This window comes from Bacillus sp. AFS029637 (assembly GCF_002584985.1).
Classification (GTDB): Bacteria; Bacillota; Bacilli; order Bacillales; family Bacillaceae_G; genus Bacillus_A.
In genome coordinates, this window is sequence record NZ_NUPZ01000019.1 from 1 (window position 1) to 12,939 (window position 12,939).

13 protein-coding genes and 2 pseudogenes are annotated in these 12,939 nt (G+C 31.9%); 4 read left to right on the forward strand and 11 right to left on the reverse strand.

The window, feature by feature from the left end; all coding sequences use genetic code 11:
• Nucleotides 1–1,102: 1,102 nt before the first annotated feature.
• From COE49_RS08110 to COE49_RS08130, 6 genes and pseudogenes are all read right to left on the reverse strand, one after another.
• The gene (locus COE49_RS08110) at nt 1,103–1,792 is read right to left on the reverse strand and encodes a response regulator transcription factor (RefSeq protein ID WP_098841152.1); all 690 of its coding nucleotides are present in this window, start codon (nt 1,790–1,792) and stop codon (nt 1,103–1,105) included.
• Between the two features lie 604 nt (nt 1,793–2,396).
• Nucleotides 2,397–2,603 carry a Fur-regulated basic protein FbpA gene (locus COE49_RS28335; RefSeq protein ID WP_141552220.1) on the reverse strand — a complete coding sequence of 69 codons (207 nt, stop codon included), beginning with the start codon at nt 2,601–2,603 and terminating at the stop codon, nt 2,397–2,399.
• Complete coding sequence (locus COE49_RS08120) at nt 2,591–2,872, reverse strand: hypothetical protein (RefSeq protein ID WP_098841149.1); 282 nt, start codon at nt 2,870–2,872, stop codon at nt 2,591–2,593. Before COE49_RS08120 ends, COE49_RS28335 begins: the two co-directional genes overlap by 13 nt.
• 4 nt (nt 2,873–2,876) lie before the next feature.
• Nucleotides 2,877–3,245, reverse strand: coding sequence for a hypothetical protein (locus COE49_RS08125; protein WP_088232718.1), 369 nt, complete (start codon nt 3,243–3,245; stop codon nt 2,877–2,879).
• Between the two features lie 30 nt (nt 3,246–3,275).
• Nucleotides 3,276–3,431, reverse strand: a complete 156-nt coding sequence (locus COE49_RS27560) for a hypothetical protein (protein ID WP_176548491.1) — start codon at nt 3,429–3,431, stop codon at nt 3,276–3,278.
• Between the two features lie 1,237 nt (nt 3,432–4,668).
• Nucleotides 4,669–4,952, reverse strand: a pseudogene (locus COE49_RS08130) (monooxygenase family protein); the annotation flags it as partial.
• Between the two features lie 17 nt (nt 4,953–4,969).
• On the opposite strand from COE49_RS08130, the gene COE49_RS28445 reads away from it, so the two are divergent.
• Nucleotides 4,970–5,080, forward strand: coding sequence for a DUF3954 domain-containing protein (locus COE49_RS28445; protein WP_483295619.1), 111 nt, complete (start codon nt 4,970–4,972; stop codon nt 5,078–5,080).
• A gap of 288 nt (nt 5,081–5,368) precedes the next feature.
• Here COE49_RS28445 and COE49_RS08140 read toward each other — a convergent pair whose 3' ends face one another.
• The gene (locus COE49_RS08140) at nt 5,369–6,457 is read right to left on the reverse strand and encodes an amidase domain-containing protein (protein ID WP_088232719.1); all 1,089 of its coding nucleotides are present in this window, start codon (nt 6,455–6,457) and stop codon (nt 5,369–5,371) included.
• Nucleotides 6,458–6,597: 140 nt separating this feature from the next.
• Between COE49_RS08140 and COE49_RS08145 the strand changes: the two genes are divergently transcribed.
• Nucleotides 6,598–6,909: a hypothetical protein gene (locus COE49_RS08145; RefSeq protein WP_088232720.1), complete on the forward strand. Its 312-nt coding sequence runs from the start codon at nt 6,598–6,600 to the stop codon at nt 6,907–6,909.
• A 380-nt stretch (nt 6,910–7,289) separates the two neighbouring features.
• Here COE49_RS08145 and COE49_RS08150 read toward each other — a convergent pair whose 3' ends face one another.
• From COE49_RS08150 to COE49_RS08165, 4 genes are all read right to left on the reverse strand, one after another.
• Nucleotides 7,290–8,150, reverse strand: coding sequence for a M15 family metallopeptidase (locus COE49_RS08150; protein WP_098945828.1), 861 nt, complete (start codon nt 8,148–8,150; stop codon nt 7,290–7,292).
• Nucleotides 8,151–8,232: 82 nt separating this feature from the next.
• A complete protein-coding gene (locus tag COE49_RS08155) occupies nt 8,233–9,342 on the reverse strand; it encodes a sensor histidine kinase (RefSeq protein ID WP_098945829.1) in 1,110 nt (369 codons plus the stop codon).
• The gene (locus COE49_RS08160; RefSeq protein WP_098945830.1) at nt 9,335–10,033 is read right to left on the reverse strand and encodes a response regulator transcription factor; all 699 of its coding nucleotides are present in this window, start codon (nt 10,031–10,033) and stop codon (nt 9,335–9,337) included. Before COE49_RS08160 ends, COE49_RS08155 begins: the two co-directional genes overlap by 8 nt.
• Before the next feature lie 17 nt (nt 10,034–10,050).
• Nucleotides 10,051–10,674 carry a recombinase family protein gene (locus COE49_RS08165; RefSeq protein WP_098945831.1) on the reverse strand — a complete coding sequence of 208 codons (624 nt, stop codon included), beginning with the start codon at nt 10,672–10,674 and terminating at the stop codon, nt 10,051–10,053.
• 494 nt (nt 10,675–11,168) lie between these two features.
• Here COE49_RS08165 and tnpB point away from each other — a divergent pair, with 494 nt between their 5' ends.
• The gene (gene tnpB / locus COE49_RS08170) at nt 11,169–12,278 is read left to right on the forward strand and encodes an IS200/IS605 family element RNA-guided endonuclease TnpB (protein ID WP_098945832.1); all 1,110 of its coding nucleotides are present in this window, start codon (nt 11,169–11,171) and stop codon (nt 12,276–12,278) included.
• 54 nt (nt 12,279–12,332) lie between these two features.
• Nucleotides 12,333–12,822 (forward strand): annotated as a pseudogene (locus COE49_RS28340) (DUF4158 domain-containing protein); the annotation flags it as partial.
• Nucleotides 12,823–12,939: the final 117 nt, after the last annotated feature.

Here is a 12,939-nt window from a genome sequence, read left to right on the forward strand (position 1 = left end):
GAAGATCAAACTCCCTCTGTACATACTGATTTACAGTTTGTGAGGCACCTGTTTCAGCATGTACATTTAAACTATTCGTCATAATAGGTGTGAATAATGTAGTTGCCAAAATAGCGGATGTTGCAAGCATCTTTATTGGTTTTTGTAATCTACGATTCTTTCTTTTGTTCATATCGACCAACCTTTCTTCTTAAATTTTTTAAATAAAACGCTTTCGATAAATTGATGAAATTGCATATGACTTCTGATATATTCCCAGTATTTTTTAGTCGGCAGTTCCATGTACACAATACAAAATCTGTCCCAGCCTGTATAGAAAGCATATCAGTCATCTTCTGTTGTTCCGAAGAAGTCATACCTATTGTTGGTTACTAAAATAAGTAAATCAATACTGTGTGAAAATGTGATAATTTGCTGATTCTAGATTTCTTTTAAAATATACAGATTATTCAGATAATTAATTTGATATAATGTTACTTGCAACTTTACTCTACTTTTATTAGTACTTTTCTCCCTCCTTAGTGGATAATCAATTACACCTTTATTAAAACATTAGATTATCAATGCGTAAATAGTAGAATTTTGTCGATTTATATTCGATAATCCACTAGTGCATATTGGTATGAGAGGAAATATTATACTTATAAAATTGTTATTCAATTTCACTTAAGTAATCATGATAGTTATAACTTGATATGTATATTTTTTTTGAAAAAACTATTTAAATTCATTCGAGATTTAATAAGTCCTGAATATTATCAATATAATTTATTCATACTCTGCATATTGATATTCTTTATTTAGATATGCAAAATTGCATAGGTCTCCCTTATGAATATCTAGCTGACGAGAAAGAAATTTGAAAAGGGGGTCTATGAAATCATTAACTTGATGGTGATGGGATATACTCCTAAAAAGATAAAATAGTTATAATTAAATGAGTTATACTTGAAAAAAAAAGCGTGTACTTGTTTCCGCATGTAATTCTATATCGCGAACTATTACATTGTAATAATAACGATAAATGGAAATCAAAAAACTACTACCAATAGAATAAAGTATTAAAACTATGATATTCATAAAGTACAAACTAATTTTTGCCTCATCGTTTACTTCCTTGCCATTGATATCCTTTTCCCCATACCGTAAGGAGAAACTGAGGATCAGAAGGACTAGTTTCGATCTTCTGACGAAGACGATTTATATTCACATCTATTACTTTTGTGTTACCTACACAACTTATACCCCATATTTTATTTAAGAGTTCATCACGTGAAATTGGTTTTATGGAATTTTTCATTAAATATTGTAAAATAATATGCTCTGTTGGAGTTAAATCAATTACTTTCTCATCCCTATATAATTTTTCTTGCAAAAGATCTAACTGAAATGGTCCCGAATGAATCAATTCCATTTCCCTTTTATTTTCTTTTACCCTTCTTAGCAATGCTTGAACACGTGCTACTAATTCAATTATACTAAATGGTTTTTTAATATAATCATCTGCTCCAATTGTCAAACCATGTACCTGATCCTTCTCTTGAACACGTGCCGTTAATATAATAATACCAATCTCTTCATTGTTTTTTCGTATTCTTTTGCATACTTGAAAACCATCTATTCCTGGTAACATAACATCAAGTATTACAATATCAACATTATGATTTTCTAAAAGCTCAAGAGCTTTTTCACCTGTATCGGTTTCTAAAACATTGAAACCAGAACGCTTCATATTTAATGTAATAAAACTACGAGTTGTAATCTCATTTTCTAATACTAAAATTGTTGTCATACTCACCGCTCCTTCCCCCTTGTCGATAATCGGCTATGTGTTTGATATAAGATTTAAGCTTCTGGTAGTTTAATTTTTTTGAAATTGCATATACATGAGCTCTTGTTTTCCATATGTATTAACTCCTAGGAGGCCCCATATATGTTGATCAACTTAAGAATCTAGTAAAAAACTTCATCCTTTCTATTTAGCTTTTTAGAAAGAATAACGTGGGGATAGTCAAGATTTTAAGTTGATGGACATGGAGCGGTATCTCTAGTTTATTAGTTTTACATTAAATAAGTGATAGGAATTTTTTATCTGTAATCTCATTTTCCCGCTAACGGCACCACCAAACAACTTATTACGTGAAAACGAAATGTGGTCCATCGTTTTTTCTACAATTTTAGCGTTATTATATACACTTCAAAACGCTTTGACTAGATAATCCAAGTTCTCTTCTGGTCCACCTAAATGAAATCGAATTTTCTGACTCTGACTCTCTACACCTTCCAGCTGATACATAAGTAACCGATACCAATCGCAACCCCTTTACAACTACTTTAGTGGATTTCTCTAGTTCTTTTTCAAACTAATTAGATGCCACAGTCTCACTTCATTTGCATCAAATATGAAGAATTACTCGCTCCTTTTTAATGTTTTTTAGAAGCTTTTCTAGTCCTGAAGGCTCTAATCCATAGAGTTGTCTTCTTTCATCCTTGTAAAATCCGCAATCGATCAGTTGACTAATGATACGCTGTTTTTTCTTTCCACATGGTAAGTATGTTGTTCTAGCTTTTTTGGGTCTTTTGCAAACATTTAAGAAATAAATTCTTGTGTTGCCATTTCTACAAACTGAATATCAGACTCTACAAGATAACGAATATATGCAGTTTTCACTTTCATATATTCATCTTCATTTTTCCATCTATGATGGCTGCTATCACAAAGTACAACAAAGGAAACATTTCTCAACTGACTTACCAATGTATTTGTTTGACCCTTCGGATTAAATATTTCTTTCGCTTTTTTATGTGCCTGTAACACTTTGTCTTTCGAACATCCGCCTACAAGTAAATAATGTGGAATGATTAAACTCATTCTGTTATCTCACCTCTCTATTGCTCTCATACGCAATCCAAAAAGGATAAGAACAAAGAGCACGCGTCGATTCTTTACACACTAACATTATTTGAAAAGCATGATAAGAAGGATGATTCTTTTCTAAATGGCTAGTGATATATTCTAAAAATCCGTCCTTCTTCTCACCTTGTACAACAAACGCCTTCAAATCGGATAAATGAGCCTGTTCCTTATCCTTAATATAAAGGATTACTCCACTTAAAAATGAATGTGTAGTTCTCACCCACGTTAATCCAGCACCTTTATGAAGCACTTGTTCTGTCATTTCCATTGCGAGTTCATGTGCTTGCTTTTTTGCTTGAATATCAGCAATTCCATTCGAAACAATCATCTCTTTCACCCTTTCGTAGTTATGTAGTTTTCATATAGCTAAATACAATACAACTAACCAAAATGGCATTACCATTAGAAATCCATTTTTAATTCCTTTTGCAATAGCCAATGGATCATCATTATGGTATGGCATTTCCTTCTCTTCAACCCGCTGCAACATCTTTTTTTGGAGTGAAAGGCTCATATTGAATCTCCTTTCCTTTCAATCTGTTTTTATTTTCCATAATAAACTACCACCAAAACAGCCTATACAATAAATCATAATAAATTTTATGCAAATTTCTATAATTGCTTCCATCATTTCTTAGTATCCTCTCCCAAAGCCTGTAATACACAAGCTATGATTAGCAAAGAAAGAGTTAATAATAAACTCCCTATATCTCGGCATTTCCCAAACGCCGACTTCCTCTCCTCGCAATTAACATTTATTATAGAAAAACCCCATGGTAAGAAAAGAGCCAGATTTGAGCCCGTTAAGACTAAATCTGCTCTTTAATATTCAAAGTTTATTTAAAAGTATATTTTAATAAATATCTTCTTTTTTACATCCTTCATTAGTTAGTGAATAGTACATACTATCCTCGAAAGATATTAATATAATCTCAATCCAATATCAATTCTTTTTTTATAATTTTTACAAAAAAAGAATTGATATTAGGTTTTTAATGACATTTTTCGACAAAATATTTACTTTTACCAATTATCAGTTTACAATGATTATAACTTAATAGACATACTACACAATGTGTAATAATTACTTAGTTGAACATATTAGATGCCATGGATTCTTTAGAGTTCGATCTACTAGATCGAACAAAAGTATGGTTAGAATATCTCTTCATCTCTACTTCTACTAAATAGAAAAGCATTAATGCTACTTTTGCGTGTGGCTCCAAAAAGAAGGAATGGTTGCCGTACCCCTACTTGGCTAGAGAATAAGAGGATGGATTGTTAGGAGATGTCTTGTTTCTTAATAGTGTTACTGGTTAAAATGTAGAACAGAAAGAACAAAATATTTCTATTATGTTTTTGTTTGTGTTGTTTTATATAGGAAATATTTATTGGAAGGCGTTAGTGTTAGTGTACTTTTTTTATATTTGTTTTATGTGTTTCTTTTTAAGTTATTAGAGATTTTTGCAGAAGTGATGGGATTTGGATTTATGTAGAAGGACCTATGCGTAGTAATCCAGATGGAATTAAGTCAAACAATTTAAATTCATAACCTCCTATTTTAGGGGGTTTTTATTTGGGTAGGGGGATGGTTAGAATAGGCCTTATTGTATAATTTGTTTTTATATATTAGATTCGGTATGTGAAATTTTCAATAATAAAAAGGTATTCAGAGTTGCATGCCTTTTTAAATCATACGTAAATAGGTGTTTTTAATGTATAAAGAAAAGACACCTTAAGGTGCCTTCCTCCTACTTCATTCTTTTTTGAGCAGTATTAGTATCTTTTGATACTGGTATGTGTTCAGTAGCTCTAGATAAACCTGTTTTTGGCATATTAACATAGATTGCTCCAGAAGCACCTTTTTCTATTTGATAGGTTTCGTGAAAACCATCGACACTCCCATTATCTTTAATCTTATTATTGTACGATTTCCAAGCATTTGAATGGTTTTTCCATGAGCATAGTTTACTAATTCGTCGAATCCCTTCCAGTATTGAATTAAGATTACTTTTCTCCAACTAAATAAGAATTCTGGAAAGTGTTGCAGGAATGAAGGCTGAAATTTCTTTAGTAGAAAATATTATTTACGTTGTGAAATATAGAAAAATTTATGCGGTTGAACCACCACCAACTGAACATGGTGAACAGTCGTTTATATAGCTGGTAAAGTAGCACGCATGGAAGAACGAAAAACGTTGTTAATTTAATTCGATTTGAACCAATATATAAGAATTAAAAAAGGAGGCCCCTATATGTGATGAAACATAATACTACAACTTATGTTTGTCTCATTTAAAGGTGCAAGGAATATAACAAAATAGTTATTTTGTAGAAAAGGTGTAATTGATAATGTGGTTAAGACGGAGAAAGAGCAATGCCAACCATTACTCTTTCTCTGTCCTTAACCATAATTAGAATTTGGACTTTTATCTAAATAAATACTTAGTTTTAAGACCAAGTAAATTTTAGAACACTATAAGATGAGGTGCTAGGTAAAACAATTGGCTCATTAACTTTTGGATCACTATGTTGTGTTACTAAAGGTTGTCCCTGAGGGTTTTTCCCTGAAACATATGTAGTATGCCACATTTGACCAGTAGTACTATTTTTATATTGAACTACGTCTCCTTGTTGTGCACCTTTCCATACAGAATTATCGCTATAAGTATCAAAATACTTTATTCTTTTAGTCCAATACTTATAAAAATCTGAAACTCTAATCCAACTTGTAGTTACTTTTCTGAATGTAGGGCCATTGGGATGAGTAATCTTAATGCCGTTATACCAGTAGTCGGTAGTACCCCATGTATTAGTGGTATTTGGATCAACATGAACAGGTCTATGTATTGATTTCCCTCCTGCTTCTACTACTTGTGAAACAAAGTTTGTACAATCACCACCAGCTCCACCGTAGTAACCGTATTTATCATTTGAAGTAGAACGAGCATGTCTGATGGCATAACTAGTGGCTGTAGCAGGATTATACCCTCCTTCATTTGGTACAGCATATTGTGGCTCTTTTAATTTTTTATTAATTGAATTCTGTTTTTCTATTTCTATATTTTCATTTTTAATTTGTTTTATGGTTTTATTTGCTATATGATTGGTATCATTTTCTTTATCTTGAACATTTGAAGATTGAGTTAAGGGTTGTTGTTTTTGCTGAGTAGCTTTTAGAGTGTCTCCGTCAGTTTCATTTAGGTAACTTGCTGCATAAGCGAGTAAAAGTTTATAGTGAGGTTCTTTTTTCAATTGTTTGTCATTTTCATACATCAATTGATCATATAAATATTTTCTTAATTCTGCGGTTCCTAATTTATATGAAATGTTATTGCGTTTAAAATAATCTAACAACATAGTTTCTGCTTCACCAAGTGTATATGAATCATAAGTAGTATCTTCAAAGTCTTTTTTCTTTTCTTGAATTTGTTCTGTTTCTGATTTCTTGATTTCCTCCTGTGCGTATGCCGAATCAAAAGGGCTCATTGCAAGAGCACAAATGACTCCTAAACCTAGCAACACTTTTTTATTTTCCATAAAAATCCCCCTATGTATTTATTTTCCATAAGTTGAATTTTAATGTAGTTTAATGTATTTTGTAAATAGATAGATGTTTATTTTTCTAAAAATTTTGTTTTTTATACAATTTATAAGGCCTGTTTTAGGGAGTGATTATTATGAAAGGTGTTAAGAGAAAAAATATAATTATCTTGATATTTCTAGCGGTGTTAGGTGGTTTAGTGTTTCTTTTTACGTCTAATAAAGATTCAAAGATTGACGATTTTCCTGTACCAATGTCAGCCATTTATATTAAAGAGGATAAACTGAATGTCCACAGATATTTTAGTGTTATTCCTATAAACAAAGCTAAGGGATGGAAATATCTTGGTGAAAATGGTCATACTATAGAATTTCAAAAAGGTGATAGAAAAATAATTATTTTGCATTTACCAGAGGATAGAAATTATTATTTATATGAAGAACAATAGAGTCAATATATCATTTGTAAGTTGGGTGTTTTTTCCCATCCCCTCGAAAAAGGGGAATAAGAAAAATGACCTGATCAAGAAAAACTTGTTTCCCTTTCCCAAGCTAATCAATTGGTAGCCGAATTTATTTATATGTACTAGCATTTCGTTCGTCCTCATTCAGCATTAAAATGTAAGAAAAAAGCAAATACAATATCTTAATTAGACATTGTATTTGCTTTTTATTATAGTCTGTTTTAAATATTTATTGCTTGATTTGGTTTCATTTGTAGCGCGACAATAAAGTTGCTTCTACATACCTCCACATAGGCTAATAATCTCTAGTTTCTTGAAAAAATCATTACAAAGAAGCTATCCAATATTTAGAATAGCTTCTTTACTTATTCATAAACAGTCACAATAACTCCACCTATATTGTCCCCTGAAATTTCGTAATGCTTATTCGCTGGAACATTCACGTTAATATTACCTGAAATTTTATAATAAGAAATCGTATATTTTTTACCTTCAACATACGTTGAAATTTCTTTTTTCTCTTGTAAGAAATCCAAATATTCCTCTAAAGTAAAATTTTTTTTGTGCATAACAGCACTATGTGGTAAACCGACATAACGTATATGCCATGGCTCATATTGAATCCCTGTAATATTACTTTTATTTTTCGGATAGCGTAAAACAAATCCGTATTTCCATACATTTTCCTCAATCCATTTTCCTTCAGGAGCTTTCTCCATTTTCATTTGAGTAGACCCAACATCAAGTGATAACCCTAAATTATGTTCACTATATCCTGCTGGAAGTGCGTAATCAGAGCCCCTTTCCTCATATAGCTTCCTTTGTTCTTTAAAATCTCGATAACCGCTACTCATCAAAAAATGCTGTACTCCTTCTTTTTCTGCTGCATCTACAATCTTCAAAAATTTTTTCACAATATCCTTTGATAAGCGAAGGTTTCTATCAAATATCACATACCCTCTTACTAATTCAGTATTTTGAAATACATTTATAATATCAGACCTTATACTATCTTTCTTAACAGGGTAATCTTTATTAACTAGTAATAAATCCCCTTTATGAATTTGTTCCTTTGTAATCTCTTTCTTTTCAGTATTCGCAGCATTTACTTTATCATCTTTTTCTAAGATTTTAATATTTATCCCCTTTTGAAATAACGGTGCTATATAAACCCCAACACATACTGTGCACAATATAAAAAGAGAAATAAATCCCCACTTCTTCATTCCTATTTCCTCCTTAACCTAACATACGTATAGGATAGAAAAAACTATTAAAATAAAAAGTGGGGTAAACTTAAAATTTTTATTAAATTTCCGAGCTATCTTCTTTTGGCAATCTCACTTCAAATATTGTTCTTATTACATTACTTTCAGCAGAGATCGTCCCATTATGCTGCTCCACAATATTTTTTGCAATAAATAAGCCAAGACCTGTTCCGTCTTGTTGCTCCGTTCTAGCTTTATCACCTGTATAAAACATATCAAAAAGATATGGCAAATCTTCTTCTGGAATGCTATCTCCGTAATTAATAACTTGTACAACTACCTCTTCATGATCAATATAACCGTTCATATCAACAAACTGCCCATCGTATCCATAACGAACCGCATTCGTTAAAAGGTTTTCAAATACTCTAGCTAACAATTTCCCGTCACCATTAATAGGTAAATGCGAATTAACATTCAATCTGGCTTCTAAATTTTTCTTTTCTAATAAAGGATATAATTCCTCATCTAACTGTATAAGTAATTCACTTATATCAATTGTTTTTTTATCTAACTTTAGCATGCCATAATTCATTCGCGTAATTTCAAATAACTCATCAATTAAACTTTCAAGTCGCTGCGATTTCTTAAATGCAATCGTAGAAAAATGTTTAATCTGTTCCTTCGTCAAATTCTCATCTTTAAGAATTAAATCTAAATAACCTAAAACAGATGTTAATGGCGTTCTTAAATCATGAGCTAAGTTGACAACTAGCTGATCTTTACTACTTTCCGCAAAGTCTCCTCTTTCAACCGCTTCTTTTAACTTTTCGCTCGCTAAGTTAATTTCACGCGCAATATTTCCGAATTCATCATTCGATGAAATATGAACTTTATTTGTAAAATCACCGTTAGCGAGATAATGAATGCCGTTAGAAATTTCATTAAAATACTTTAAGTATGGTTTTGTTAAAGAGAAAAAGAATAAAATAGATAATGGGATAAAGAGAATCAAAAAGGAATTAATATCTCCAAACTCTCTTACTATTGATCTGAGTTGTACTAAAGGATCTTCATAATAGCGCACCTTCGTATTATAATAGAACTGTAATCCTTTATAAATCATATATGTTACGCTAGCTGCTAATAACATACTTAACGCAAATAGTGCGATCATTTTTGAACGAAAGCTTCTCATCTTTTTAGCCATTGAAAGTATAACCTACTCCCCACACTGTTTTTATTAACTTATTCTTTCTTTTATCTTCCCCAAGCTTCTTCCGTAGCGTACGAATGTGCACCATCACTGTATTTCCGCCTTCGTAATACCCTTCTGCCCATACTTGCTGAAATATATTTTCCACACTGTACACTTTCTTCGGATGACTCGCTAATAAGTATAAAATATCAAATTCCTTTGGCGTTAATTCAATTTGTCCTCCGTACACATTTACTGTTCTTTGCTCACGGTCAATAACAACTCCGCCTACTTCTAAAACGGATTTATTCTCCTCTATTTTCGGCTGATTTAACGTAAGAAATCGGCGTAGTTGTGCATTTACACGCGCAACTAATTCAATCGGTGTGAAAGGCTTCGTCATATAATCATCCGCGCCTAGTACAAGACCTGTCACCTTATCAAAATCAGATGTTTTCGCACTTAAGAAAATGATAGGCATATGATGTTTCATACGAATTTGTCGCGTTACTTCATAACCGTCCATTTTGGGCATCATAATATCTAAAACAACTAAATCGATTGGCTGTGATTGAATGATACGAACTGCTTCTGCTCCATCAGTAGCTTTCACAATATGATAACCTTCTTTTTCTAAATGTATCCCAATTAATTCAGCAATTTCCACCTCATCATCAGCTATTAAAATTGAAATACGCTTCATTTTATTCCCCATCCTTTTTAAGAAAGCTTGCTTTTTTCTAAGCTGTATTCGTATTCTTTGACTCTTCTATAAAATGTATTACTCTTCATTCCTACTCTTTGCATTGCTTCTACCGCAGTTATTTTATGTTGCTTCCATTCTTGATACGTACATATAAATTTATCATCAATCTTAATTTTTTTACGGCCAAACTCAACTCCTTTTTGAAGTGCGATTGTAATCCCTTCTTTTTGTCGTTCACGGATTCTTTTTCTTTCATCTTCAGCCATATAACTTAATAACTGTAAAATTAAGTCTGAGATAAGGGTTTCAATTCCATTTAAATCTTTATATTTCATTGTGTTAAGAAGCGGCATATCTAACACAACAATATCAATTTCTTTTTCTTTAATTAATTCTTGCCATTCATCTAAAATCATTTGTTTATTTCTTCCCAAACGATCTAATGATTGAATATATAAAATATCTCCATTCCTCAACATACGCTTCATAAGTTGATATTCAGGACGTTTAAAATCTTTTCCACTAGCTCTTTCTATAAAGATGTATTCTTTAGGAATACCTATTTCTGATGCAGTCGCAAGTTGTCTTTCAATAGATTGATCTTTACTACTTACTCTAATATAAAAAAATTTCCTCATTATGTATCTCCTCTCCCATTTTAAATTTACTGCATAATCTATAATTGTAAAAATTCACTTGTTATAGAATATAATTATTATATTTTAGTGTCAAATTATATACAATTATTATGACATGTTTCAAAAATGATTATGTTATAATTATGAAATATTAAAACCTCAGTAAACTTAGCATGTCAAAAAGTATACTTTTTGACATGCTATAACCTATTATAAATATACTCCATAAGGAGATGTAGAAAACGAATAAATATGAATACTCAAAAACGATTAACTATTTTAACAACAGATGAAATAAATCAAATTTATCATTTTAGCCAAGAAGACTCCTTCCTCAAGGAACGCGAAGTGAGTAGGTGGGAGATGAATTGGCTTCGAACAAGGGATGGCAGGAAGCCATCTTAATTGTTCGACATACATAAACTGTTACTTCACTACCAATCGAATGTATGTTTGTTGTATAATAGACACATATCGAAATGGGGGTGAAACGAATGATAATCAATAAAGCATATAAATTTCGTATCTATCCAAATAAAGCACAAGCGACCCTAATCAATAAAACAATTGGCTGTTCTCGTTTTGTATTCAATCATTTCCTATCTCTATGGGATAATGCATACAAAGAAACAGGAAAAGGTTTGACATATGGTACATGCTCTGCCAAACTTCCTGCCATGAAGAAAGAGTTTGTTTGGCTAAAAGAAGTGGATAGTATTGCGATTCAGTCGTCTGTTCGCAACCTTGCGGATGCTTATACACGCCTTTTCAAAAAACAAAACAATGCCCCGCGTTTCAAATCTAAGAAGAACAACATACAATCTTATACCACAAAACAAACAAATGAAAACATTGCCGTTGTAGGAAACAAAATAAAATTGCCAAAACTAGGTCTTGTTCGATTTGCCAAAAGTCGTGAAGTAAAGGGACGTATTTTAAATGCTACAGTTAGACGGAATCCTTCTGACAGATTGTTAGTTGAAACAGAAGTGCAAGAACTTCCGAAAACAAATTCTTACATTGGAATGGATGTGGGACTAAAAGATTTCGCCATTTTGTCAGATGGAACAACTTATAAAAATCCGAAGTTTTTTCGATCATTAGAAGAGGAGTTGGCAAAAGCACAGCGTGTTCTTTCTAGAAGAATGAAAGGATCTTCTCGCTGGAATAAACAACGAGTAAAAGTAGCTAGAATTCATGAATACATGACGAATGCTAGAAAAGATTACTTGGACAAAATCTCGACTGAAATCATTAAAGACCACGATGTTATCGGTATAGAGGATTTGCAAGTATCGAATATGTTAAAGAATTATAAGTTAGCAAAAGCAATTAGTGAGGTATCATGGTCTCAGTTTCGAACTATGTTGGAATATAAGGCAAAATGGTACGGCAAACAAATCATTGTCGTATCGAAAACATTTGCTTCAAGCCAATTATGTTCTTGTTGTGGATATCAAAACAAAGACGTTAAAAATCTAAACCTACGTAAATGGGACTGTCCTTCTTGCCTTACCCACCATGATAGGGATATTAACGCAAGTATCAATCTAAAGAATGAAGCGATAAGGCTTCTAACCGCAAGTACTGTGGAGATAGCCTAATAAATTAGAGTTCGATAGAACTCTTTACTTAGGAATCCCCCTCTTCTAAACGAAGTGAAAGTGGGGGTAGTTCAAAGTAGGCCCCTTTTTACACCCAAAGAGCGTGTGCAATATTTTTCCCTGTCTTAAATGGAAAATGAATTATTATATACATTACACTCAATAAAATCTAAGATTTATTTTATTCTTCCACTTTGCATAAGTTAAATCAAAACACTTATTTTTTCGATTTAACTTATGCGAAGTGGAAGAAGATCTTCAATATATTCTCAAAACCCATTTTAACAGTGCTGAATTCTCGGATTTTGTATCTATTGATAAAAAAACTAGACTCAGTCAACAACAACTTATTCTTAAGCGATTTAATTATCGGCTTTGTGACTCACAGTCTCGACTAATTTTAAAAGAACAAGCTCCTAGGGCTGCAAATGTAAGTGGCAAATCTATTTTTATTTTTCGTGAGCTAATAAACTACTTAACTAACAAACGTATCGTTATTCCGGGTTATAGCTTTACGCAAGAGATTGTAGGAAATGATATTACACCTTGATGGAGTAGATTCCCCTTCACTTCCTCTATTTAATTTTTTGGGAAGGATATATTTTCCTGATGATAATCATAACCTATATCAGAATTTCATTTATTATAGGAAAATTCCAAA